At 67.4% G+C, this 24,448-nt stretch carries 22 protein-coding genes and 1 riboswitch; of the genes, 11 read left to right on the top strand and 11 right to left on the bottom strand.

Annotated elements, in window-relative coordinates; genetic code table 11:
- Window positions 1-96 precede the first annotated feature (96 nt).
- The 3 genes from gcvH to ACXYMN_RS10565 form a co-directional block, all read right to left on the bottom strand.
- Complete coding sequence (gene gcvH / locus ACXYMN_RS10575; protein ID WP_459013593.1) at window positions 97-459, bottom strand: glycine cleavage system protein GcvH; 363 nt, start codon at window positions 457-459, stop codon at window positions 97-99.
- A gap of 29 nt (window positions 460-488) precedes the next feature.
- The gene (gcvT, locus tag ACXYMN_RS10570) at window positions 489-1,646 is read right to left on the bottom strand and encodes a glycine cleavage system aminomethyltransferase GcvT (protein ID WP_459013810.1); all 1,158 of its coding nucleotides are present in this window, start codon (window positions 1,644-1,646) and stop codon (window positions 489-491) included.
- 270 nt (window positions 1,647-1,916) lie between these two features.
- Window positions 1,917-2,006, bottom strand: a riboswitch (glycine riboswitch).
- A 5-nt stretch (window positions 2,007-2,011) separates the two neighbouring features.
- Complete coding sequence (locus ACXYMN_RS10565) at window positions 2,012-2,485, bottom strand: Rrf2 family transcriptional regulator (protein ID WP_459013592.1); 474 nt, start codon at window positions 2,483-2,485, stop codon at window positions 2,012-2,014.
- Between the two features lie 133 nt (window positions 2,486-2,618).
- Here ACXYMN_RS10565 and ACXYMN_RS10560 point away from each other — a divergent pair, with 133 nt between their 5' ends.
- On the top strand, window positions 2,619-3,146 hold the full coding sequence (locus tag ACXYMN_RS10560; protein WP_459013590.1) for a gamma-glutamylcyclotransferase: 528 nt from the start codon (window positions 2,619-2,621) through the stop codon (window positions 3,144-3,146).
- A gap of 107 nt (window positions 3,147-3,253) precedes the next feature.
- On the opposite strand, the gene gltX is transcribed toward ACXYMN_RS10560, so the two are convergent.
- Entirely contained in the window at window positions 3,254-4,582 is a 1,329-nt protein-coding gene (gltX, locus tag ACXYMN_RS10555) for a glutamate--tRNA ligase (protein ID WP_459013589.1), read from the bottom strand.
- 158 nt (window positions 4,583-4,740) lie between these two features.
- Here gltX and thpR point away from each other — a divergent pair, with 158 nt between their 5' ends.
- Window positions 4,741-5,271, top strand: a complete 531-nt coding sequence (gene thpR / locus ACXYMN_RS10550; RefSeq protein ID WP_459013588.1) for an RNA 2',3'-cyclic phosphodiesterase — start codon at window positions 4,741-4,743, stop codon at window positions 5,269-5,271.
- Here the strand turns inward: thpR and ACXYMN_RS10545 are convergent.
- Window positions 5,268-5,696, bottom strand: a complete 429-nt coding sequence (locus tag ACXYMN_RS10545; protein ID WP_459013587.1) for a DUF1801 domain-containing protein — start codon at window positions 5,694-5,696, stop codon at window positions 5,268-5,270. The genes thpR and ACXYMN_RS10545 overlap by 4 nt on opposite strands.
- A 97-nt stretch (window positions 5,697-5,793) precedes the next feature.
- On the opposite strand from ACXYMN_RS10545, the gene ACXYMN_RS10540 reads away from it, so the two are divergent.
- Complete coding sequence (locus tag ACXYMN_RS10540) at window positions 5,794-6,183, top strand: metallopeptidase family protein (RefSeq protein ID WP_459013586.1); 390 nt, start codon at window positions 5,794-5,796, stop codon at window positions 6,181-6,183.
- Between the two features lie 83 nt (window positions 6,184-6,266).
- Here the strand turns inward: ACXYMN_RS10540 and ACXYMN_RS10535 are convergent, their stop codons facing one another.
- Window positions 6,267-7,469 (bottom strand): glycosyltransferase, encoded by a 1,203-nt coding sequence (locus ACXYMN_RS10535; RefSeq protein ID WP_459013585.1) that lies wholly within the window; start codon window positions 7,467-7,469, stop codon window positions 6,267-6,269.
- Between the two features lie 50 nt (window positions 7,470-7,519).
- Complete coding sequence (locus ACXYMN_RS10530; protein WP_459013583.1) at window positions 7,520-9,193, bottom strand: NAD+ synthase; 1,674 nt, start codon at window positions 9,191-9,193, stop codon at window positions 7,520-7,522.
- 229 nt (window positions 9,194-9,422) lie between these two features.
- Here ACXYMN_RS10530 and ACXYMN_RS10525 point away from each other — a divergent pair, with 229 nt between their 5' ends.
- From ACXYMN_RS10525 to ACXYMN_RS10515, 3 genes are all read left to right on the top strand, one after another.
- Entirely contained in the window at window positions 9,423-10,871 is a 1,449-nt protein-coding gene (locus ACXYMN_RS10525) for an MORN repeat-containing protein (RefSeq protein ID WP_459013809.1), read from the top strand.
- A gap of 72 nt (window positions 10,872-10,943) precedes the next feature.
- Window positions 10,944-11,156 carry a hypervirulence associated TUDOR domain-containing protein gene (locus ACXYMN_RS10520; protein ID WP_459013582.1) on the top strand — a complete coding sequence of 71 codons (213 nt, stop codon included), beginning with the start codon at window positions 10,944-10,946 and terminating at the stop codon, window positions 11,154-11,156.
- A 93-nt stretch (window positions 11,157-11,249) separates the two neighbouring features.
- Window positions 11,250-12,464, top strand: a complete 1,215-nt coding sequence (locus ACXYMN_RS10515) for a bifunctional alpha/beta hydrolase/OsmC family protein (RefSeq protein WP_459013581.1) — start codon at window positions 11,250-11,252, stop codon at window positions 12,462-12,464.
- 131 nt (window positions 12,465-12,595) lie between these two features.
- Here ACXYMN_RS10515 and ACXYMN_RS10510 read toward each other — a convergent pair whose 3' ends face one another.
- The 3 genes from ACXYMN_RS10510 to truA form a co-directional block, all read right to left on the bottom strand.
- On the bottom strand, window positions 12,596-14,125 hold the full coding sequence (locus ACXYMN_RS10510) for a cryptochrome/photolyase family protein (RefSeq protein WP_459013579.1): 1,530 nt from the start codon (window positions 14,123-14,125) through the stop codon (window positions 12,596-12,598).
- Window positions 14,119-14,784: an SDR family NAD(P)-dependent oxidoreductase gene (locus ACXYMN_RS10505; RefSeq protein ID WP_459013578.1), complete on the bottom strand. Its 666-nt coding sequence runs from the start codon at window positions 14,782-14,784 to the stop codon at window positions 14,119-14,121. Before ACXYMN_RS10505 ends, ACXYMN_RS10510 begins: the two co-directional genes overlap by 7 nt.
- A 156-nt stretch (window positions 14,785-14,940) precedes the next feature.
- Window positions 14,941-15,708, bottom strand: a complete 768-nt coding sequence (gene truA, locus ACXYMN_RS10500) for a tRNA pseudouridine(38-40) synthase TruA (RefSeq protein WP_459013577.1) — start codon at window positions 15,706-15,708, stop codon at window positions 14,941-14,943.
- A gap of 109 nt (window positions 15,709-15,817) precedes the next feature.
- Here truA and ACXYMN_RS10495 point away from each other — a divergent pair, with 109 nt between their 5' ends.
- Window positions 15,818-17,224: a YcjX family GTP-binding protein gene (locus tag ACXYMN_RS10495; RefSeq protein ID WP_459013576.1), complete on the top strand. Its 1,407-nt coding sequence runs from the start codon at window positions 15,818-15,820 to the stop codon at window positions 17,222-17,224.
- Window positions 17,221-18,246, top strand: coding sequence for a YcjF family protein (locus ACXYMN_RS10490; RefSeq protein ID WP_459013575.1), 1,026 nt, complete (start codon window positions 17,221-17,223; stop codon window positions 18,244-18,246). The genes ACXYMN_RS10495 and ACXYMN_RS10490 overlap by 4 nt, the downstream gene beginning before the upstream one ends.
- Here ACXYMN_RS10490 and ACXYMN_RS10485 read toward each other — a convergent pair.
- Entirely contained in the window at window positions 18,191-18,529 is a 339-nt protein-coding gene (locus ACXYMN_RS10485; protein ID WP_459013574.1) for a hypothetical protein, read from the bottom strand. The genes ACXYMN_RS10490 and ACXYMN_RS10485 overlap by 56 nt on opposite strands.
- 476 nt (window positions 18,530-19,005) lie before the next feature.
- On the opposite strand from ACXYMN_RS10485, the gene ACXYMN_RS10480 reads away from it, so the two are divergent.
- From ACXYMN_RS10480 to ACXYMN_RS10470, 3 genes are all read left to right on the top strand, one after another.
- On the top strand, window positions 19,006-19,338 hold the full coding sequence (locus tag ACXYMN_RS10480) for a CBU_0592 family membrane protein (RefSeq protein WP_459013573.1): 333 nt from the start codon (window positions 19,006-19,008) through the stop codon (window positions 19,336-19,338).
- Between the two features lie 188 nt (window positions 19,339-19,526).
- A complete protein-coding gene (ileS, locus tag ACXYMN_RS10475; RefSeq protein WP_459013572.1) occupies window positions 19,527-22,526 on the top strand; it encodes an isoleucine--tRNA ligase in 3,000 nt (999 codons plus the stop codon).
- A 116-nt stretch (window positions 22,527-22,642) separates the two neighbouring features.
- Window positions 22,643-24,427: a DNA polymerase III subunit gamma/tau gene (locus ACXYMN_RS10470; protein ID WP_459013571.1), complete on the top strand. Its 1,785-nt coding sequence runs from the start codon at window positions 22,643-22,645 to the stop codon at window positions 24,425-24,427.
- The last annotated feature ends 21 nt before the right edge of the window (window positions 24,428-24,448 follow it).

Genomic DNA, 24,448 nt, shown 5'->3' with positions numbered 1-24,448 from the left:
GCCGCGCGGCATCGGATGCGCGCCCCCCGCCCCTTTCCATTTTGCAAATACGCAGTCCCGTCCCCGGCCACGCGCGCCGGGGACGGGACTGTGCGCTCAGGCGATGTAGGCCTTGTAGGCGGCTTCATCCATGTATTCGTCAAGCGCCGAGGCATCCTCGATCTGCATCTTGAAGAACCACGCTTCGCTCTCGGGATCCTCGTTGATCTTCGCGGGCGCGTCGGTCAGCACCTCGTTGACCTCGACGATCTCGCCATCGAGCGGCGCCAGGATTTCCGAGGCCGCCTTGACCGATTCGATCACCACGACCTCGTCGTCCTTCGACACCGTCCGGGGCACGTCGGGCAATTCGACGAACACCACGTCGCCCAGTTGTTCGGCCGCGTGCGCGGTGATGCCGACGGTCACGATACCGTCGTCGTCAATGTCGAGCCATTCGTGTTCTTCGGTGTATTTCATATGCGGGGTCTCCCGTACCTGCTGGATGACTATCGTTTGAAACTGGGGGCCACGAAGCGTGGCGCCGCCACCGTGAGCGGACGGCGCTTGCCGCGCAAGTCGCCAAATAGCACCGTGCACTGCGCCGCCAAGGCCGCCGGGACGTACCCCATGGCCATCGGTCCGCCGAATGTCGGGCCGAAACCGCCCGAGGTGATCTGGCCGATAGGCGCGCCGCCGGTCTCCTCACCATACAGGACCACCCCTTCGCGCATCGGCGCACGCCCCTCGGGCACCAGCCCGACGCGCTTGCGCGCGGCACCTTCGGCCAGTTCGGGCAGGATGCGCGCGGCGCCCGGAAAGCCGCCCGCGCGGTCGCCGCCTTGCCTCCGCACCTTCTGGATCGCCCAGGTCAGGCCCGCCTCGGCGGGGGTGGTTTCGGTGTCGATATCGTGCCCGTAAAGGCACAGCCCAGCCTCGAGCCGCAGCGAATCGCGCGCGCCAAGTCCGATCGGTTCGACATCCTCATGGGCCAGCAGCTTGCGCGCGAATCCCTCGGCGGCATCCGCCGGGATCGAGATCTCGAAGCCGTCCTCGCCGGTATAGCCCGACCGCGACACCCACAGCGCGACCCCGTCCACGACCACGTCGCGCACGTCCATGAACTGCATGTCCGCGACCTCGGGGGCGTGGCGGGCCAGAACCTGCACGGCGCGCGGCCCCTGCAACGCCAGAAGCGCGCGGGTGGCGATGTGCTTGACGACGACGCCGGGTTCCAGGCCGCGACGCATCAGCGCGATATCGGCGTCCTTGCAGGCGGCGTTGACCACCAGGAACAGGTGATCGCCCTTGTTGGCGATCATCAGGTCGTCCTCGATCCCGCCCGCGTCATTGGTGAAGAACGCGTAGCGCTGCCGCCCGGGCCCGAGCCCGATCACATCCTGCGGCACCAGCGTCTCGAGCGCCTCCGCCGCATCGCGCTTGCGCGACAGCAACAGCACCTGGCCCATATGCGAGACATCGAACAGCCCCGCCTTCTCGCGCGTGTGCAGATGTTCCTTCAGCACGCCCAGCGGGTACTGCACCGGCATGTCATAGCCCGCGAAAGGCACCATCCTGGCCCCGAGTTCCACATGCAGGGCGTGCAGCGGCGTCTTCAGCAGGCCCGCCTCGGTACGCGGCGCGGCTTCGCTCGCCGTCGCGGCCATCGGCCCCGGGCAGCCCGGCGCATGGCCGCCGCCCGGTCCGTGCGGCATGCCGCAGCCGCATTCGAGGTTGCGCCAGTCGTCGTAGTCGCGCGTGTCGGGCTCTGGCACGGCGTCCCCTCCCTTGCATCGGGTCCGGGGTCACGGCCCCGCACCCCGTGAGCGGCAAGGCAAGCCCTGCCTGGAACGCCCCCTCTGTCCCGGTGCCTGAGATCGTTATCCCTTCGGCGGACACGGGCCGGGCAATACCCGCCGCGCCTCTCTCCAGAGTTTTTGCCCGCGACGGTCCCTTGGGCCTGAGAGTTTCCGGGGCGGTTGCTCCTTCGGCACCGGCATCTCTGCCGGTTCTCCCATCGCGTGCGATATGGTTAATCGAGTGGTGCCGCCTCTGCAAGCGAGGCAGACGGCCCGTCGATGCCAAGAACCCGCGACAAGGGCGCGTTGTCCAGCACCAGGTCGTCCAGCGTCACCTCGTCGAGCGCGCCATAGAAGGCCTCGGCGGCGGCGGCCAGGGTGTGGCGCAACCGGCAGACATCGATCAGCGGGCAAGTATTGGTCACCGAGTCGAAGCATTCCGCCAGCGGCGCGCGCGCCTCGAAGGCGCGAAACAGCGGGCCCAGCGGGATCAGGTGCGGCGGTCGCGCCAGCTTGAGTCCGCCATGCCGCCCGCGCCGCGTTTCCAGATAGCCCAGCTGCGCCAGCTGGTTCACGATCTGGCCAAGGTGATGTTCGGACGCATTGCAGGTGCGCGCAATCTCGGCCTTGGTGACAAGGTGCGGCGCGTGAACCGCGCAATACATCAGGACGCGCGCCGCTATATTCGTTCGCTTGGTGACGCGCATCGGTCCGCCTTCCGGATGACGCAGAGGTTTTGCACACCTGTCCTGCGATGGGCGACAGGTTATTGATTTTTGCCATCATGCCCGCACATAGGGGGGGATGACCACACCTTTCTTTTTTGGATACGGGTCTCTGGTGAACCAGAGAACCCATGAAAACCGCCCGGCGCACCTTGCCACGGCGCGTGGCTGGCATCGTGCCTGGGTCGCCGTGGACGCGCATCCGCTGGCCATTCTGACCGCTGTGCGGGCACCGGAGGCGCAGATCGACGGGCTGATCGCGGCGGTGCCCGGTCATGACTGGGGCGCGCTGGACCTGCGTGAAAAGGCGTATGACCGGATCGAGGCCACCGCCGAGATAGCACATCCGGTGGACGAACTGCATTCCATCGCGATCTATTCGGTGCCCGAAACGCGCCGCGTCGTTCCGCATGGCGACAGTCCGATTCTGCTCAGCTATCTCGACGTGGTGCTGCAAGGCTATCTCGAGGCGTTCGGCGAAGACGGCGCGAGACGCTTCTTCGAGACGACCGAGAACTGGGACACCCCGATCCTGAACGACCGCGCGCAGCCGCGCTATTCGCGCGCGCAATCCCTGAGCGCGAAAGACATCGCCTGGATCGATGCGGAACTCGCGGCGCGGGGGCTTCGGGCAAAGGCCTGACCGGGTCTTCGGGCACGGGTTCTGGGGCACGGGTTCTGGGCACGGGGCCGATCCGCGTGCCAGGCGCTGACCTGCCCCGGACCCGAACCGGGGTCTCGCCGGTTGCCTCAGCCGGACCGGGCGCGCACCACCTGCATCAGCGGCATCACGTCGGCCATTTCCGGACCGCGATCCATGCCGGTCACCGCGCGGCGCAGCGGCATGAACAGCCCCTTGCCCTTGCGTCCGGTCTTGGCCTTGACCGCCTGCGTCCAGCTTGACCAGGTGTCCGCGTCATAGGGCGGGTCCGGCAGCAGCGTCATGGCCTCGGCCACAAATGCCGCATCTTCGGCGTCGATCCGGGGTTCGGCGCCTTGCGAAAACAGCGTCCACCACCCTGGCAGATCCGCCCGGGTGGAGATGTTGTCGCGCGTCACCTGCCAGAACAGCTCGGCCTTGTCGTCCGGCACGCCCAGCGCGCGGATCTCATCGGCCATCTCGGCATAGGGCAGCCCGTGCAACTTGCGCGCGGTCAGCGGATAGAGGTCGTTGACGTCAAACTTCGTGGGGGCCGCGCCGAATTGCGACAGCGCAAAGCCCTCGGCGATCTCGTCCAGCGACAGGCGCAGCTCGATGGGTTGCGACGACCCGAGCCGCGCCATCAGCGACAACAGCGCCTCGGGCTCGATTCCCGCCGCGCGCAGGTCCTTCAGCGCCAGCGTGCCCAGCCGTTTCGACAGGCTTTCGCCCTGCGGTCCGGTCAGCAGCGAATGATGCGCAAAGACCGGATGGCCCGACCCGAGCGCGGCCATGATCTGGATCTGCGTCGCGGTATTGGTGACGTGGTCCGACCCGCGCACCACATGGGTGACGCCGAATTCGACGTCATCGACCACCGAGGCCAGGGTATAAAGAAACTGCCCGTCGCCCTTGATCAGCACCGGGTCCGACACCGAGGCGGCGTCAATCGAGATCGGCCCGAGGATGCCGTCCTCCCATTCGATCCGCTCCTGGTCGAGCTTGAAGCGCCAATGGCCGTTGCCCCGTTCGTCGCGCAGGCGGGCCTTGTCGGCCTCGGACAAGGCCAGTGCCGCGCGGTCATAGACCGGCGGGCGCCCCATGTTCATCTGCTTCTTGCGCTTGAGATCCAGTTCGACCGGCGTTTCGAAACACTCGTAAAACCGGCCCTTTTTGCGCAGCGCATCGGCGGCGGCGTGGTACTGGTCGAGCCGTTCGGACTGCCGTTCGACCCGGTCCCAGCCCAAGCCCAGCCAGTCGAGGTCGCGCTTGATGCCGTCGACATATTCCTCTTTCGACCGCTCCGGATCGGTGTCGTCGATGCGCAGGATGAAGGTGCCGCCCTCCTGCTTCGCGATCAGCCAGTTCATCAGCGCGGTGCGCAGATTGCCCACGTGGATATAGCCTGTGGGCGACGGGGCAAAGCGGGTCACGGTCATCGGGGGGTCCTCGGTCTGGATTGGCGGATCGTCTTTCACAAAGCCCCGCACTTGTCCATATGGCCCCCCTTGCAGCTTCGGTCCGACGCGGCCAGCTTGGGACCGGGCGCGACAGACCCGCCCGTCCCAGACCCGACCGCCACAGACCCGGTGCCCCGATGCGCGCCTTCATCGCCCTGCCGATCCCCGCCTCCGATGCCGAGGTCCTCGAGGCGATGGCCGACCGCCTGGATGTGGGCCGCGCGGTGCCCAGCGAGAACGCGCATCTGACGCTGGCCTTTCTGGGCGACGCGGAAGAGGCGCTGCTGCGCGAGGTGGCGGATGCGCTCGAGACCCTGTCGCCGCCGGAATTCACCTTCGACCTCGCCGGGATCAGGAGTTTCGGGCGGGCGCTGGCGCTGCAGGCGCATGGCGGTGCCGCGCTGATCGACCTGCAGGCGCGGGTCAGATCCCGGCTCCACGGTGCGGGCCTCGCGCTTGAGCGGCGGCGCTTTCGCCCGCATGTGACCTTCGCGCGGCTGCCCGAGCGTCTGACGCTCGAGGACGAGGCCAGGCTCGCGGCGTTTCTTGCGCGCGAGAACACCATGGCGCTGCGCGGCATTCCGGCCCGCGAGGTGGTGCTTTACGAGTCGATCCTGACCCGTGACGGCGCGGTGTATGTACCGCTGGCGGAGTTCGCGCTGTCCTAGCTGGGACGCACCGGCCAGCGCGTCGCAAGATCGTCCAGCCCGGCGCGGATCAGTTCGGCCAGCACTTCCTCGTCGATATCGGCCAGCCTGTTCACGTAAAGGCAGGACTTGCCGGTCTTATGCTTGCCGAGGCGCGACAGGATCGCGCTGAAATCGGTGTAGCCCGGCAGGATATAGATCGACAGCGCGGCTTTGCGCGGCGAAAACCCTGTCGCCAGAAACCGCCCCGACCGACCGCTGTCATACGTGTAATCGTAGGTGCCATAGCCGATCATGGTGCCGCCCCACATCACCGGCGACCACCCGGTCACGTCGCGAAACAGCGCATCGAGACGCTTGCCATCGGCCCTGCGCCGCTCGGGCGTGACCCGATCAAGAAAGGCCGTGACAGAGGCGTCGTTGGGCTGGGTCTTGTTGTCGGTCATGACTGCGCCATCCTGCACCGGGACCCCGGTTTGTCCCAAGCACAAGTTTTACATGGGGGTGCTTTCCTCTGGGGGGCCGAGGGGCCATATCCCCCGCATGACAGAGATCAGCCTGACCGAGATGGAGGCGCTTGCCCGCCAGACCATCGAAACCCTGCCCGCGCCCTTCGCCAAGGGGGCGGCGGGCATCGTGCTGCGGGTCGAGGACTGGCCCGATCCGGACATGCTGCGCGATCTGGGTATCACCGATGCACGCGAGTTGACCGGGCTGTATGACGGTATTCCGATGACCGAGAAAAGCTTCTCTGACCCCGCCCCCTGGCCGGACACGGTCTGGCTGTTCCGGCAGCCGATCCTGGCGGAATGGCACGACCGGCGCAACGTGGAGATCGCCGACCTGGTGGCGCATGTCACGGTGCATGAACTGGCGCATCACTTTGGCTGGTCCGACGATGATATCGCGACGATCGACCGGTGGTGGGAATAGCACAGGGCCCGGTGAGGCCCCGGATCGGGTCCGGGGCACGGGGCGGCCCCGCAGGGCGCGACGCAACGCGCGTGGGCCGAGGTTCAGGGCTGCCGGGCGGCGCCGATTGCGTCCCAGAGCGCCCTGGCGGTTGCCGCGGTATCGAAATCGCGTTGCGCCCGCGCCCGCGCGGCAACGCCGATTCGCTGTCTCAATCCGGCATCCACGCAAAGCCTGCGTGCCGCATCACCGATGGCATCCACGTCGCGCTGAGCCACCAGAAGCCCGTCCTCGCCATCTGCGATCATGTCCGCGGTGCCACCGATGCGCGAGCAGATGACCGGCAGGCCCGCGGCCATCGCTTCCATCACCGCGACCGGCGCGGCCTCGCCATGGCCGAAACTGGTCAGCACGAAGACATCGGCCGCCTGCAGGGCGTCCCGCACCGCGTCCTGTGACAGCGGCCCCACCATCGCCACATGGTCCTGCAGGCCAAGCCGCGCGATCTCGGCACGGATGGCGCCTTCCGCCGGGCCCGACCCCGCGATGGTGTAGCGCAGCGCGTGTCCCTCATCGACAAGCCGCCGCAGCGCCTGCAGGAAAAATACGTGCCCCTTCACCGGGTTGAGCCGTGAGACCGACAGGAATTCAACCGGTGCACCATCGGGCCGGTCAGTGCGATCCGCGGCAAAGCGCGCCGTCTCGACCCCCATGGTGATCACCGGGACATGCCGCCCCGGCGCCACCGCCAGAACCTCGTCTCGCAGCGGGCGCGTGACCGTCGTCACCAAGGTGGCATCCGCAAATTTTGCTGCATGATCAAAGCCGTACACGTCGAGATTGCCGTGGACGGTGATGCTGTAATCCGGCCCCCCGAGCAAGCGCGCCAGCGCCCCCAGATGCGCGGCATCGGCGCAGGAATGGATGTGCACATGGTCGATCCCCTGCGCGTCGCAGGCCGCACAGAGATCCGCCGCCGAGGGCAGCAGCGCCGCCACCCGCACGCGATCCTTCACCCCGCCCCGTTCGAGCCGACGCAGGTAGGACAGCGCCGTCGCCACCTGCCGGGGGCGGCGCGCCAGCCAGCCGGCAGCTGCCGTCGCGCGGGGCGGGAAGACGTAATGCGTTTCGGCGCGGGCGGCCTCGGCGAAGGCGTGGGGGCATTCCTCGGGCGCGGGCCTGCGCGATGAAAACAGCCGCACATCGACGCCCAGCGCGCGCAGCGCCTGCACCTCGCGCCAGAAAAACGCGTGGGTCTGGGTCGGAAAGGCGGGCACGAAATAGCCAAGGCGCGGTGGTGTCGTCATGGGGCGTTCCTGCCAGAGATTTGCGCCAAGACTATGACCGCCGCGCGGCGTCAGGGTCGCTGCGCGCGCTTGCCGTCGCGCCAGCGGTTGACGATGGGATAGCGCCGGTCGAGCCAGAAGGCCCGCCGCGTCAGCCGCGTGCCCGGCGCGGACTGGAAGCGCTTGTATTCGCTGATATACACCAGATGCTCGACCCGCACCGCGTCGTCCCGCGAAAAGCCCGCCGCGACGCAATCCTCGATCGAGCCTTCGTCGTCCACGAGGATCTGCAGGATCGCGTCGAGCACCGGGTAGTCGGGCAGCGAATCGCTGTCCTTCTGGTCTTCGCGCAACTCGGCCGAGGGCGGCTTGGTGATGATCCGGTCGGGGATGACCGCGCCGTCCGGGCCCATCATCCAGGGGCGGTGATTGGCGTTGCGCCAGCGGCAGGTCTCGAAGACGCGGGTCTTGTAGAGATCCTTGATCGGGTTGTAGCCGCCCGCCATGTCGCCGTAGATCGTGGCATAGCCGACGGCGACCTCGGACTTGTTGCCGGTGGTCAGCAGCATCTCGCCGAACTTGTTGGACAGCGCCATCAGCAGAAGGCCGCGCAGGCGGGACTGGATGTTCTCTTCGGTGACATCCGGCTCGGTGCCCTCGAACAGGGGGGCGAGCGTGGCCTCGATGGCGGCGCGCCCCGGACCGATCGGCACAAAATCGTAGCGGCAGCCCAGCGCTTCGGCGACGGCCCGAGCATCCTCGAGCGAATGCTCGGACGTGTATTCCGACGGCAGCATCACGCAGCGGACGTTTTCGGGGCCAAGCGCATCAACGGCGATCGCCGCGACGATGGCCGAATCGATCCCCCCCGACAGGCCCAGCAGCGCCTTGCCGAAGCCGGTCTTGCGCATATAATCGCGCACGCTTTCGACCATGGCGCGGTAATCCTGCTCCCAGGCGTCGGGATGGGGCACGAAACGGCCCTTGTCGGCGCGCCAGCCGTCGGGGGTGCGGGTCAGGGTGACGTGGGCGATCTCTTCGTCGAAGACCGGCAGCTGCACCGCCATCTCGCCGCCCGGGTTGAGGATGAACGAGCCGCCGTCGAAGACCTGATCGTCCTGACCGCCCACCATGTTGAGGTAGATCAGCGGCAGGCCGGTCTCGACGGTGCGGGCGACCATGTGGTTGAGCCGGATTTCGTACTTGTCGCGGTGGTAGGGCGATCCGTTGGGCACCAACAGAAACTCGGCGCCGGTCTCCTGCAGCGCCTCGGCGACGTCCTCGTACCAGGCGTCTTCGCAGATTGGGCTGCCGATGCGGACATCGCCGATGGCATAGGGTCCGGTCAGCGGGCCGGGGGTGTAAAGCCGGACCTCGTCGAACACCGCCTTGTAGGGCAGGTTGTGCTTTTGCACCGCGGTGTGGATCTCGCCGTCCTTCAGGATGAGATAGGCGTTGTAAAGGTCGGTGCCTTCCAGCCACGGCGACCCGATGGCGATGGCCGGGCCGTCGGCGCATTCCACAGCCAGTGCGCGCACCTCTTCGATGGCGGCGGCATGAAAGGCCGGACGGCGGACAAGGTCCTGGGTGTTGTAGCCGGTGATGAACATCTCAGGGAAGGCCACGAGGTCGCTGCCCGCGTCCCGGCCCTGTTCCCAGGCGGCACGGGCCCTGGCGCGGTTCCCCGCGAGGTCGCCGACAACCGGGTTGAGTTGCGCCAGCGTCAGTTGGAATGTGTCCGCCATGAGATATGGGCCCTTGTCCAGTCCTGCCGGTGACATAGCAGATCATCGCCCGAGGGGAAGCCGGAGGAACAGAGGCCCGGGCATGCGCGAAGATGCGGGGCTTCCGCCGATTGGGCGAAAGGCGTTGTGTCGCTGCGGTTGGTTGACTAATTTCACACGAACACCCGCGGGGATGCGGCCAACAAGGGCGGGACAGGGCAGGATGACGTTCAACGCACGCAAGACATGGATGGGCACCGCGCTGGGCGCGCTGCTGCTGGCATGGCCGATCGGCGGACAGGCCCAGGACGGCGAGGTCATCTCGAAGCAATACGACGATGGCGGCGTCTACGAGGGCACCTTCAAGGATGGCCTCCAGCACGGCACCGGCACCTACACGCTGCCCAATGGCTATGAATATACCGGCGACTGGGTCGCGGGCGAAATTCGCGGGCGCGGTGTGGCGCGCTTTCCCAACGGCTCGATCTACGACGGCGATTTCGAGGCTGGCAAACCCGACGGCGTGGGCCGCATCGTGTTCGCCGATGGCGGCACCTACGAGGGCACCTGGGTCGACGGCAAGATCACCGGCCAGGGCATCGCGGTCTATGCCAACGGCGTGCGCTACGAAGGCTCGTTCCGCAACGCGCTGCATCACGGGCGCGGCACGATGACCTCGCCGGGCGGCTATGTCTACGAGGGCGACTGGATCAATGGCACCAAGGAAGGCCGCGGCAAGATCACCTATCCCGACGGCTCGGTCTACGAGGGCCGTGTCGCCGACGGCCAGCGTGACGGCGAGGGCACGCTGATCATGACCGACGGGCTGGTCTACGAGGGCATGTGGGACGACGGCCAGATCGACGGCAAGGGCAAGCTGACCCAGCCCAACGGCGACATCTACGAGGGCGAACTGGTCGCGGGCCGCCGCGAGGGCCAGGGCCGCGTGACCTATGCCAATGGCGATGTTTACGAAGGCGCGTTCGTCGCCGATCAGCGCGAGGGTCAGGGCACTTTCCGGGGGGCGGACGGCTATGTCTATACCGGCAACTGGGTCGCGGGCGAAATCGAGGGCCAGGGCCGCGTGACCTATCCCGACGGGTCGGTCTACGAGGGCCAGTTCCGCGGCGATCTGGCCAATGGCAAGGGCAAGATCACCTATCCCGACGGCTCGATCTACGAAGGCGACTGGGTCGATGGCGTGATCGAAGGACAGGGCCGCGCGGTCTATGCCAACGGCCTGATCTACGAAGGCGGTTTCCAGAACGCCAAGAACCACGGCATCGGCGTGATGACCTATCCCGACGGCTACCGCTATGACGGCGAATGGGTCGAGGGCGAGCGCGAAGGCCAGGGCGAGGCGACCTATCCCGACGGCACGGTCTATACCGGCGCGTTTCTCGACGGGCAGCGCCACGGCGAAGGCCGCATCGTGATGCCGGACGGCTTTCAATATGTCGGCGGCTGGGTCAATGGCGAGATCGAGGGCCAGGGCGTCGCGACCTATGCCAATGGCGACGTCTACGAGGGCACCTTCGTCGGCGGCAAGCGCCAGGGTGAAGGCACCATGCGCTATGCCACCGGACAGCAGGCGCGCGGCGAATGGATCAACGGCGCGCTGACCGGCGGCACCGCCACCACCACGTCGCCGGACGCCGAGGAAGAGACACCCGCACCGCCAGCCGCGCCCGAAAACTGAGCCCGCCCGCCTGTCACGGAACCGCAGCGCCCGCCGCCACGTTTCCCTGTCTCACAACAAGGAGCATGACAAATGGGACTGGCGACCGGAGACCGCGTGGAATGGGACTGGGGCGATGGCACCGCCAAGGGCGAAATCGTCGAGCGGTTTACCCAGGATGTGACCCGCACCATCAAGGGCACCGAAGTGAGCCGCGATGCGTCGGTCAACGAGCCCGCTTTCCTGATCGAACAGGACGACGGCGACCGCGTGCTGAAATCCGTCACCGAAATCAGGAGGGCGTGAACGCGGTGAAATGCCGGACGCGGGCGGCGGATCTGTGGCCTACTGCGGCGTGATACCCCACACCCCCACCGCCGCGCCCCAGGGAGACGCATCATGCCGACCGAAAGACTGACGTTCGAGGGCCCGTCGGGCGCAACCCTGGCGGGCAGGCTTGATCTGCCGGACGGGCCGCATCTGGCGACGGCGCTGTTTGCCCATTGTTTTACCTGCGGCAAGGACATCGCCGCCGCGCGCCGGATCGCCGGGCGACTGGCCGCCGAAGGCATCGCGGTCTTGCGCTTCGACTTCACCGGGCTGGGCCATTCCGGGGGCGAGTTCGAACACACGTCCTTCACCTCGAATGTCGGCGATCTGGTTGCCGCCGCCGAGGTGCTGGCAGACCGCGGCATGGCCCCGTCGCTGCTGATCGGGCATTCGCTGGGCGGGGCGGCAGTGCTCAAGGCGGCACCGCGGATCGCGTCGGCCAAGGCCATCGTGACCATCGCGGCCCCCTTCGACCCCGAACACGTGACCCACAACTTCTCGGCGTCCCTCGACCGGATCGAGCAGGACGGCGTCGCCGAGGTCGACCTTGGCGGGCGACCGTTCCGCATCGGGCGGGATTTCATCCGGGACGTGGCCGCCACCGAGCTTGCGCCGATCCTCGGCAATCTCAAGCGCGCGCTTCTGGTCATGCATGCGCCGCGCGACGCCCAGGTCGGCATCGCCAATGCCACGCAGATCTTCACGGCGGCACGGCACCCGAAAAGCTTCGTGACGCTGGACGGGGCGGACCATCTGATCTCGCGCCCCGAAGACGCGGAATACGCAGCCTCGGTCATCGCCGCGTGGGCCTCGCGCTACCTCGATCTGCCGGTCCCCGCACCGCCCCCGGACGCGCCCGAAGGCATCGTGCGCGTGTCCGAAAACGACGCCTCGGGTTTTCTGCAGGACATCATCGTCGGGCGGCATCACATTGTCGCCGATGAGCCGACATCGGTCGGTGGCACCGACCTGGGCTTTACCCCCTACAACCTTCTGGCGGCTGCGCTCGGGGCCTGCACGGCGATGACGATTCGCATGTATGCCCGGCGCAAGGGCATCGATCTGGTGCATGTGGAGGTCGATGTGCATCATGACAAGGTCCATGCCGAGGACGCGGCGGCCGGTGCGCAGAAGGTCGATCATTTCTACCGGACGATCCGGCTCGAGGGCGACCTCGATGACGAAACGCGCGACAAGCTGAAAGCCATCGCCGACAAGTGCCCGGTGCACCGCACGCTGGAACAAAGCGCCGAGATCCGCACCGAACTGGCGGCGGCGGATTGACCGGCTTGCGAATCCGGGGCCTGGGCGAGATCGCCTTCCGCTGTCGCGACCTCGCCGCGATGCGGACTGCTACGGCGGCGTGCTGGGTGCTGCCCCGCTGGCAGACGGGCACCGCCCGATGCGGAATCGGTTCAGACCACCTCGCCCTTCGAAAGCCGGTCGAGGAACGCGTCGGCCTCGCGCAGCACGGTCTCCTTGCGGTCGTCCTTCATCCGGTCCCACGTCGCGTACATCTGACCCATGCGCGGGTTTTCCGCGAAGCGCTCGCGGTGCCGGTCCATGAAGTGCCAGTAAAGCAGGTTGAACGGGCAGGCCCCCTCGCCCGTCTTGGTCTTGGCCGAGTAGTGGCAATCCCTGCAATAATCTGACATCCGGTCGATATAGGACCCTGACGACACGTAGGGCTTCGACGCGACCACGCCGCCATCGGCGAACTGGCTCATCCCGACCGTATTCGGGGCCGTGACCCACTCGAAGGCGTCGAAATAGACCCGCATGTACCACTCCTCGACCTCTGCCGGGTCGATACCGGCCAGCAGCGCGAAATTGCCCGTGACCATCAGCCGCTGGATGTGGTGCGCATAGGCCTCTTGCCGCGTCTCCTCGACGGCCTTGGACAGGCAGCGCATCTTCGTCTCCCCGCCCCAGTAAAGCGCGGGCAGGCCCCTTTGATGATTGAGCGCGTTGCGGCGCGGGTAATCCGGCCCCTCGCGGAAATAGATCGCGCGCATGTATTCGCGCCAGCCGATCACCTGCCGGATGAACCCCTCGGCGGCATTGATCGGCACGTCGCCGGCCTGCCACGCCTCCGCGACCGCATCGCAGACCTCGCGCGGGTCCAGAAGCCCGATATTCATGTAGCCCGAGATCACCCCGTGATAGAGGAACTTCTCGTCGCTCATCATGGCGTCCTGGAAATCGCCGAATCGGGGCAGCGCATGCTTGACGAAATGGGTCAGCGCGCGGCGCGCCTGGCCCTGATCGGTGGCGAACCAGAACGGTCGCAGGTCGCCGAAAGCGTCGCCGAACCTCTCCTCGACCAGCGTCAACACCGCTTCGACGGTGTCATCCGGGGTGAACTGCATCGGACCGTTGAAATCGATCTCGTCCGGCGCGGGCTTGCGGTTGTCGTGGTCGTAATTCCACTGCCCGCCCGCAGGCTTGTCACCCTCCATGAGATAGCCGGTCTGTTTGCGCATCTCGCGGTAGAAATACTCCATCCGCAGGGACTTGCGGCCCTTGGCCCACTCCTCGAACCAGCCCAGGTCGGTCAGGAAGCGGGTGTCGCGCAACTGCCGCACCGTCAGGTTCATTTCGTTCAGAAGCGCAATCAGCCGGAACTCGCCCGGCTGGGTCGCGATGACCTCTTTCGCCCCGGTTTCCTCCGCCCGCCGCATCAGCTCGCCCGGGATGGACCCAGCATTGTCGGCGTCATCGAGCCGCGTGTAGCGCACATTCCAACCGGCATCGCGCAACCGCGCCGCGAACTTGCGCATCGCCGCGAAGATCAGGGCGATCTTCTTGGGGTGGTGCTGCACGTAGGACGCCTCGTCGGCAACCTCGGCCATCACCACGATATCGCTGTCCCTGTCGGCCTCGCGCAGCGCCGAAAGCTCTTCTGACAACTGGTCGCCCAGCACGAGGACGAGGCGGCTCACCACGGGATCTCCTTGAAGGCATAGTCGAAGAACAGCCCCGAATGCTCGGGCTCCAGCGTCGCGAACAGATCGCACAGCCGCTGCGCTGCATGCTCGGGCGTGACGGTCGGATGGCTGTCGGCGTATTTCGCGGTGAACGCCGTCTCGACCGTGCCGGGGTGCAGCGCCACGCAGGCCAACTGCTTGTGCGAGCGGGCAAATTCGATTGCCGCCGTGTGTACCACCTGGTTCACCGCCGCCTTGGCCGTCCGGTAGGAATACCAGCCCCCCAGCCGGTTGTCGCCGATCGAGCCGACCCGCGCCGACAGCACCGCCATCACCGCGCGCTCGCGCCGGGGCACCAGCCCGATCGCGTGCTTGAGCACCAGCGCCGGACCGATCGCGTTCAGCCGGAACTGATCCTGCATCGCCTTTGCATCGAGATCGCGGATCGATTTCTCGGGCACGGCGCCGTCGATCTCGAGCGCGCCGGTCGCGCAGAACACCAGGTCAAACGGTCCCTCCAGCGCGCCCAGATGCGCCGCGACCGAGGCCTCGTCGGTCACATCGAGCCCGCCCTCCGACCGCGACACCCCGGTGACCGCGACGCCGCGCGCTTCCAGTTCCCGCGCCACAGCAGAGCCTATTCCGCCCGACGCGCCGATGATCAATGCATGTTTCATCACCGATGACCTAGAGACCGCGACCGCCGCTTCAAGCCATCCTGCCGAAACTCCCGACGCGCCGCCTGATCCCGCCACGCCGGGCGCGCCGCCGGGCAGGATGCCGGCCCCCCGCAACTTCACCTTTCTGAAAAAACGCAAATCCCGCACTCTGCCTCAGGCGAAAGGGTCGTCCGGATAGTCCACGCCCATCAGGTAAAGCCCCTGCGGCGGCGCCACCGGTCCGCAGGCCGCCCTGTCCCGCGCCGCCAGCGCGCGCGCCACATCGTCCGGCGCCCAGGCCCCGGTCCCGACCTGCACCAGCGTGCCGACGAAGGACCGCACCTGGTTGTGCAGGAACGACCGTGCCCGCAGGCGGAACTGCACCTCTGGCCCGGCATCGGTTTCGACCATGGCGATCTGCAGCGCGTCCAGCGTCTTTACCGGGCTTTTCGCCTGGCACATGGTCGACCGGAAGGTGGTGAAGTCGTGATGCCCGATCAGGGCCCCTGCCCCGTCGCGCATGGCCTCAACGTCCAGCCTGCGCGACACCTGCCAGACGTGTCCGGCCTCCAGCGTGGCCCGCGCGCGCCGGTTCAGCACCCGGAAGAGATAGCGCCGTTCGCGGGCCGAAAACCGGGCGTGCCAGTCCCCGCTGACCTCTGCCGCCGCGAGGATGGCCACCGGGGCGGGCTTGAGATGGTAGTTCAGTGCCTCCTGCAGACGGAACGGATCCCAGGGCTTCGCGAGGTCCGCATGTGCGACCTGCCCGCGCGCGTGCACGCCCGCATCGGTGCGCCCGGCGGCGGCAATGGCATGTGCACCGGGCTCAAGCCGTGCCAGCGCCGTCTCGATCGCCGCCTGCACCGAGGGCTGTTCCTTCTGGCGCTGCCAGCCCGAAAACGGCGCACCGTCATATTCGACTTTGAAAGCATATCGCGGCATGACCGGGGCGATAGAGAATGTGCGGCACCCCGGCAAGGCCCTGCCCACTGGCAGAGCCACGCCCGACCGCCTATCTTGACATGACAGGGCAGCAAGGTCGGGAACAGGCGTGATCATCGGAGAGATTGCAGACAGGCTCACACGGGGCGTGGAAAGCGTTGGCGACACGCTGTCGGGGGCCTTCTTCGAACCGGTGATCCGGCTCGGCGTGACCGGGCTCGCGCGGTCGGGCAAGACCGTGTTCATCACCTCGCTGGTGGCCAACCTGATGGAACGCGGGCGCATGACGCAGCTGTCCGCCGCCGCCGAGGGTCGCATCACGGCGGCCTATCTGCAGCCTCAGCCCGACGATACCCTGCCGCGCTTCGACTTCGAGACGCATCTGGCGGCGCTGACCGCGAAGACCCCGCACTGGCCCGACAGCACCCGCGCCATCTCCGAGTTGCGGCTGTCGCTCAAGGTCAAGCCCACCGGGCTTCTGGGCGGGCTGCAGGGCCCGCGCACGATCCATCTCGACATCGTCGACTATCCCGGTGAATGGCTTCTCGATCTGGCATTGCTCGACACGTCCTTTTCCGAATGGTCGACCGAAACGCTGGCCCGGATCGACACCCGCGACAGCGCCGCCGATTTCCGCGCGACGCTTCAGGGCGAGGACAGCGCGGCCGCGCTGGACGAGCTGCGCGCGCAGGCTCTGGCCCAAAGCTTTACCGCCTACCTGCACGCCGCCCGGGCCGAGGGCTATTCCGACTGCACCCCGGGCCGGTTCCTGCTGCCGGGCGACCTGGCCGGCTCACCGGTGCTGACCTTCGCGCCGCTGCCGCCCAATCCGGGCGCACCGCGCAAGTCGCTCTGGCGCGAATTCGAACGCCGCTTCGAGGCCTACAAGGCCCGCGTCGTGAAGCCGTTCTTCCGCGATCACTTCGCCCGGATCGACCGGCAGGTCGTGCTGGTCGACGCGCTGGGCGCAATCCACAAGGGCCCCGAGGCGCTGAACGATCTGCGCCGCACCATGGCCGATATCCTCGGTGCCTTCCGCCCCGGCCGGAACGCCTTTCTGACCCAGCTTCTGATGGGCAAGCGGGTCGAACGAATCCTCTTCGCCGCCACCAAGGCCGACCACCTGCACCACACCCAGCACGACAGGCTGGCCGCCCTGATGAAGGCGATGACCCGCGAAGCCTCGGACCGCGCCGAGTTCGCCGGGGCCAAGACCCGCGCCATGGCCATCGCCAGCCTGCGCGCCACGGTCGAGGAAACCCGCGACGTCAAGGGCGAACAGCTTGACGTCGTGCGGGGCCGCCTGCTCGGGACCGGTCGCGAAGCGGCGCTCTGGCCCGGCGATTTGCCGCAGGATCCGCGCCACCTCTTGAACGGCAACACCACCGACTGGCTGGCGGGCGATTATGGCATCATGTCCTTCGCCCCTGCCCCCCTGTCGCTGCGCCCCGGCGACGGACCGCCGCATATCCGTCTCGACCGGGCCGCCGAATTCCTGATCGGAGACCGCCTGTGAGCGACCGCAAACGCCCCGTCCTGATCGAGCTTGATGCGGATGCGCCCCCGGCCCCGGGTCCCGCCGACGCGCCGCCGGTGCCGGATCACGGTCTGGATGCCCCGCCCACGGGCGCGGCCATGACCACCGCCGCCACCCTGGCCGCGCGCCGCCCGTCGCGTCTGGCGCGCTGGTTCTGGTCGCTTGCGGGGCTCATCCTGACCACGGTCATCTCGGTTGCCGCGTGGAACTTCGCCACCGGGCTGGTGGCCGCCAACCCGATCCTCGGCTGGGCCGTCGCGGGTCTCTTCGCGCTGTTCCTGCTGGTCACCCTGCTGATCGTGATCAAGGAATTGTCCGCCTTCGCGCGGCTCAGGCGGCTCGATGTGCTGCAACGCGCCGCCGATCACGCGCTGGCCGAGAACAGCCTCGAGGCCGCGCGCGATGTGACCGGGCGCCTGTCCGCGCTCTACGCCGCGCGCGAGGACACCAGATGGGGCCGCGAGAGACTGGCCGAACGCCAGGCCGAGGTGTTCGATGCCGAGGCGCTGTTCGATCTGGCCGAGCGTGAACTGCTGGGCCCGCTCGATGCGCGCGCCACCGCCGAGGTGCAGGCGGCGGCGCGGCAGGTCGCCGCGGTCACGGCACTGGTGCCGCTGGCCTTTGCCGATGTCGCCGCGGCGCTGTCGTCGAACCTGCGCATGATCCGCCGCATCGCCGAGATCTATGGCGGCCGGTCCGGCACGCTGGGATCGTGGCGACTGACCCGCGCGGTGTTCTCGCACCTGGTGGCGACCGGTGCCGTGGCGGTGGGCGACGACATGCTCGAGCCGATCCTGGGCGGCGGCCTGCTGGCCAAGCTGTCGCGCCGCTTTGGCGAAGGTCTGGTCAACGGCGCGCTGACCGCCCGGGTCGGCGTCGCCGCGATGGAGGTCTGCCGCCCGCTGCCGTTCTCGGGCAAGCGCCGCCCCTCGGTGCGCCGCATCGTCACCACGTCGCTGACCGGGCTTTTCGACCGCTCCGGCGACAAGACCGCACCCTGAGGGGAAGCGCCGCCGCCGCGCCGTCATATTCGGCGGGGGCGGCGGGCACGTCGGGTGCCGCGGTCGGTGCGACCTGCCCGGTGGCGGCGTCGGGGCTGGCGGCATCCTCCGGCGCGCCGCTGCCCACCAGACCCAGCACCACCACCAGCAGCACCACCGCCCCGACCACCAAGGCGATACCGCCCCAAAGGCGGCGCGGCGGGTCTGCGGCGCGCAGCGGGTCGCGCCTGTGATCGGTATCCGGACTGCTCTGGCCGTGATCGATTTCGTCGCGATGCGACATTGGACCTCTCCCTTGGATGATGGCATCTGCACTGGTCGTGCCGGCAACGCGGGCGGGAATTGCACCGGCACCGGGGAGCAGGATGCCATCTTGTGCCCGCGGGTCACGCGTCACCTCAAAAGCCGCCGCATCCGGCTGACAGCTGCCAGATCGCGCCGCGGCCACGGGCCGGGAATCGCCGTTCCAAATGCCTGGTGCAGGATCGTGGGCAAACCCGCGCCGATGCCGACCGGGGTCGCGCTGCAACCTGCCGATGCCGGGGCAGAGCACCTTCGCCCCGTCGCCCGTCGCCCGGGGTCGGGCGGGATGGGCGGCACGGACCCGCATGGCCCACAGGGTCGGGTATACCTGTCTCGACAGAACGGCGCTGTCGCGGCATGATACCGGGGTCCGGTCGGGTTTTTTTCGACCGTCACACACTTTTTGACTGACGTTTCATCTGTTGTTTCCACCCCTTGTTTTTAAGGGAAATCCTCATGTTTCTTGCGTTTTCCGACTATACCCTTCAGGACATCTGCAGCGCCGCCGGGCTGCTTGGCGTGGCGACCTACATCGCCAACTACTCGATGCTGTCGCTGCGCATCCTGTCGAGCGAAAGCACCCTGTACTTCGTCATCAACACCACCGCCGCCACGTTGGTGATGATCAGCCTCAGCCAGGATTTCAACATGGCCGCGGCGCTGATCCAGGGCTTCTTCATCGTGCTCGGCACCGTCGCGATCTCGATCCGCCTGCACCGCCACATTCGCAAGCGGATCAACGCCCGGTTGGGACGGGCGCATACCGCGCATGTGCACCCCTCGGGCTAGCGGTCCGGCGGCACTGGACCATCTTTCCCGGCTTGCCTATAACGCCGGACAAGATGACCCGGTACATGACGCTCAATCGAATTACATGCCCGGCGCCGTAGACACGGTTCGCCGGGACAAAGGCGTCTGCCCTGCCGCGCCGCCCCTCGCCCCCATCGCAAGACCACCTGATTCCGAGGACGCCACATATGTGCGCCGAGACCGTGACCGATCAGCCTGACTACAAAGACACGCTGAACCTGCCCAAGACCGACTTTCCCATGCGCGCGGGTCTGCCCAAGCGCGAACCTGACTGGCTGGCCCGCTGGGAAGCCATCGGCATCTACGACCGGCTGCGCGACAAGGCCGCCGACGTTGCGGGCACCGATGCCGCGCGCCAGCCTTTCACGCTGCATGACGGCCCGCCCTATGCCAACGGGCACCTGCATATCGGCCACGCGCTCAACAAGATCCTCAAGGACATGACCGTGCGCGCACAGCAGATGATGGGGCGTGACGCGCGCTACATCCCCGGCTGGGATTGCCACGGCCTGCCGATCGAGTGGAAAATCGAGGAACAGTACCGCGCCAAGGGGCGCGACAAGGACAAGGTCGACATCGTCGATTTCCGCCAGGAGTGCCGCAAGTTCGCCGAGGGCTGGATCGACATCCAGCGCGACGAGTTCAAGCGGCTGGGCGTCACCGGCACCTGGGACAAGCCGTACCTGACGATGGACTTCCGCGCCGAGCGCATCATCGCCGAGGACTTCCAGACCTTCCTGATGAACGGCACGCTTTACCAGGGCTCGAAGCCGGTGATGTGGTCGCCGGTCGAGAAGACCGCGCTGGCCGAGGCCGAGATCGAGTATCACGAACACCAGAGCCACACCATCTGGGTGCCGTTCGAGGTGGTGCATGGCGGGCATGTGACCATGGCCGAGGGCGAGGATGACGACTACGCCGGGGCCGATTCGAACCTTGTGGCCGATGCGATCCACGGCGCCAAGGTGGTGATCTGGACCACGACGCCCTGGACCATCCCGTCGAACAAGGCGGTGGCCTACAACCCCGCCATCTCCTACGGGCTTTATGAGGTCACGCGCACCCCCGATGAATGCTGGGCGGCGCCGGGCGACCGCTATCTGCTGGCCGACACGCTGGCCGAGGACGTGCTGACGCGCGCGCGGCTCGAACCCGGGGCCTGGACGCGTGTGCGCACCGTCACGGCGGACGAGCTGTCGACGCTGCGGCTGGCGCATCCGCTGCGCGGTGCCGACGGGGCTGGTGGCTTCTGGGACTACGATGTGCCGATGATCGACGGCGGACATGTCACCGACGAGGCGGGCACCGGTTTCGTGCACACCGCGCCGAGCCACGGCGCCGACGACTACGAATGCTTCCTCAGGCGGGGCTGGCTGGACCGGATGACGCACAATGTCGGCGAGGAGTCCGAGTTTTTGCCGCATGTGCCGTTCTTCGCCGGGCTGCGCGTGTTCAACCACAAGGGCCGCGAAGACAAGGCCAACAAGGCGGTGATCGACAAGCTGGTCGAGGTTGGCGGATTACTCGCGCGGGGGCGGCAGAAGCACTCCTATCCGCATTCCTGGCGCTCGAAGGCCCCGATCATCTTCCGCAACACGCCGCAGTGGTTCGCCGCCATCGACCGCCCCGTCGGCGACGGGCAGGACGATCTGGGCACCACCATCCGGACGCGCGCGCTGACCGCCATCGACCAGGTGAAATGGACGCCGCAGACCGGGCGCAACCGGCTCTATTCGATGATCGAGGCACGGCCCGACTGGGTGCTGTCGCGCCAGCGCGCCTGGGGCGTGCCGCTGACCTGCTTCACCCGCAAGGGCGCGCTGCCCACCGATCCGGACTTCCTGTTGCGCGACGACGCGGTCAATGCCCGCATCCTTGCGGCGTTCGAGGCGGAAGGGGCCGATGCCTGGTACAAGCCCGGCGCGAAAGAGCGGTTCCTCGGCAACGATCACGACCCTGCCGAATGGGATCAGGTCTTCGACATCCTCGATGTGTGGTTCGATTCGGGCTCGACGCATTCGTTCGTGCTGCGCGACCGCGACGACGGCTCCGAGGACGGGATCGCCGATCTCTACCTCGAAGGCACCGACCAGCATCGCGGCTGGTTCCATTCCTCGCTCTTGCAAAGCTGCGGCACCCGGGGGCGCGCGCCCTATCGCGGCGTGCTGACCCATGGCTTCACGCTCGACGAGAAGGGCAACAAGATGTCCAAGTCGGTGGGCAACACCGTGGCCCCCGAGGACGTGACCCGGCAATACGGTGCGGATATCCTGCGGCTCTGGGTGGCGCAGTCGGATTATACCGCCGATCTGCGCATCGGTCCCGAGATCCTGAAAGGCGTCGCCGACAGCTATCGGCGGTTGCGCAACACGATGCGCTTCATGCTGGGCGCGCTGGCGCATTTCGACGAAGGCGATCGGGTCGATCCGGTCGACATGCCCGAATTGGAACGCTGGGTGCTGCACCGACTGTCCGAGTTGGACGAGAAGGTGCGCACGGGCTACGCCGCCTATGACTATCAGGGTGTGTTCCAGGCGCTGTTCAACTTCGCCACGGTGGACATGTCGGCGTTCTATTTCGACATCCGCAAGGACGCGCTTTACTGCGACGGCGATACCGCGCGGCGGCGGGCGGCGCGCACCGTGCTGGACATCCTGTTCCAGCGGCTGACCACGTGGCTGGCCCCGGTGCTGGTCTTCACGATGGAGGAGGTCTGGCTCGAACGGTTCCCCGGCGACGACACCTCGGTGCATCTGCAGGACATGCCCGAAACCCCCGCGGACTGGCGCGACGATGCGTTGGCGGCGAAATGGGCCGAAATCCGGCGGGTCCGGCGCGTGGTCACCGCGGCGCTGGAAGTGCAGCGCACCGGGAAGGTTATCGGGGCCTCGCTCGAGGCGGCCCCCGTCGTCCATGTGGACAGCGACACCGCACGGGCGGCGCTGGGATCGGTGAGCTTCGAGGATATCTGCATCACCTCGGATGTGACGATCACCGGCGATCCCGCCCCGGACGACGCCTACCGCCTGCCCGAGACGTCGGGTGTCGCGGTGGTCTTCGCCAAGGCCGAAGGGACCAAGTGCCAGCGCTGCTGGAAGATCCTGCCCGACGTGGGCAACCACTCGCATGACGCGACCTGCGCCCGCTGTGACACCGCGCTGAGTTGAGCGCCGGACCCAAGGATTTTAATTAAAATCCTTGGGCTCAATAATCTTGATCAAGATTATTGGGCGGCGACCTCCGGACACTGGACAAGCGCGCCCAGAGACAGGACCATCGCCCCATGAGCGACACAGACACCGCCCCCGCCTATCAGGTCCTGGCCCGGAAGTACCGGCCCGAGACCTTCGCCGATCTCGTCGGTCAGGACGCCATGGTGCGCACCCTGAAGAACGCCTTTGCCGCCGACCGCATCGCGCAGGCCTTCATCATGACCGGCATCCGGGGCACCGGGAAGACCACCACCGCGCGGATCATCGCCAAGGGCATCAACTGCATCGGCCCCGACGGGCGAAGCGGCCCGACGACCGAACCCTGCGGGGCCTGCGAGCATTGCGTCGCGATCATGGAAGGCCGTCATGTGGACGTGCTGGAAATGGACGCCGCATCGAACACCGGCGTTGGCGACGTGCGCGAGATCATCGATTCGGTGCACTACCGGGCGGCCTCGGCGCGCTACAAGATCTACATCATCGACGAGGTTCACATGCTGTCGACCAGCGCGTTCAACGCGCTGTTGAAGACGCTGGAAGAACCCCCCGCCCACGTGAAATTCATCTTCGCCACCACCGAGATCCGCAAGGTGCCGGTCACCGTGCTGTCACGCTGTCAGCGCTTCGACCTGCGCCGCATTGAACCCGAGGTGATGATCGCGCTGTTGCGACGGATCGCCAGAGGAGAGGCCGCCCTGATCACCGACGACGCGCTGGCGCTGATCACCCGCGCCGCCGAAGGGTCGGCCCGGGACGCCACCTCGCTGCTCGATCAGGCGATCAGTCACGGTGCCGGAGAGACCACCGCCGAACAGGTCCGCGCCATGCTGGGTCTGGCCGACCGGGGCCGTGTGCTCGACCTGTTCGAGACGATCATGCGCGGCGATGCGGCAGCGGCCCTGACCGAACTGTCGTCGCAATATGCCGACGGGGCCGATCCGATGGCGATCCTGCGCGATCTGGCCGAGATCACACACTGGATCTCGGTGGTGAAGATCACCCCCGAGGCCGCCGAGGACCCGACCATATCGCCCGAGGAACGCTCTCGCGGGCAGTCGCTGTCGCAGACGCTGGGGATGCGACCGCTGACGCGTATGTGGCAGATGCTGCTGAAAGCGCTCGACGAAGTGGCCGCCGCCCCGAACGCGATGATGGCCGCCGAGATGGCGGTGATCCGGCTGACCCATGTGGCTGAACTGCCCTCGCCCGAGGATCTGGTGCGCAAGCTGCAATCCGAAGCCCCGCCGCAAGCGCCGTCTCCTGCGCCCGGCGGCGGCGGCGGCGGTGGCGGCGGTGCCCATGCCCCGCAGGCATCGGCACCCCCTGCGCAGGGCGTCCCTGCCGCCGCCCATGGCGGGCCCGCGGGACCATCGGCACAGCTCGGCAGCGCGCTGCGGGCGGTGGCGCCGGATGCGGCCCTGTCGCGCTATCCCAGCTTCGAGCATGTGCTGGAGCTGATCCGAGCCAATCGCGACGTGAAGCTGCTGATCGAGGTCGAGACCGGCGTCCGCCTTGCCGCCTATCAGCCGGGCCGCATCGAGTTTACCCCCGCCGCCAATGCCGCCTCCGATCTCGCGCAGCGTCTGGGGGCGGCGCTGACCCGTTGGACCGGCAATCGCTGGGCCGTCACGCTGGTCAATGACTGTGCCGCCGCGACCATCGCCGAGACCCGCGATGCCGACGCACAGGCGCTGCGGGCCAGCGCCGAAAGCCACACCATGGTGCGCGCGGTGATGGATGCGTTTCCCAAGGCGCGCATCCTCAAGGTCACCACCCCCGAGGAAGAGGCGCTCGAGGCGCAGGCCGAAGCCCTGCCCGAGGTCGAGGACGAATGGGACCCTTTCGAGGACGACTGACCTTGTGGGCGGGCCTTCGGG

Source organism: Roseivivax sp. CAU 1753 (assembly GCF_054482575.1).
Note: the sequence above shows the minus strand (reverse complement) of the source record. Positions and strands in the feature narration are given on the sequence as shown.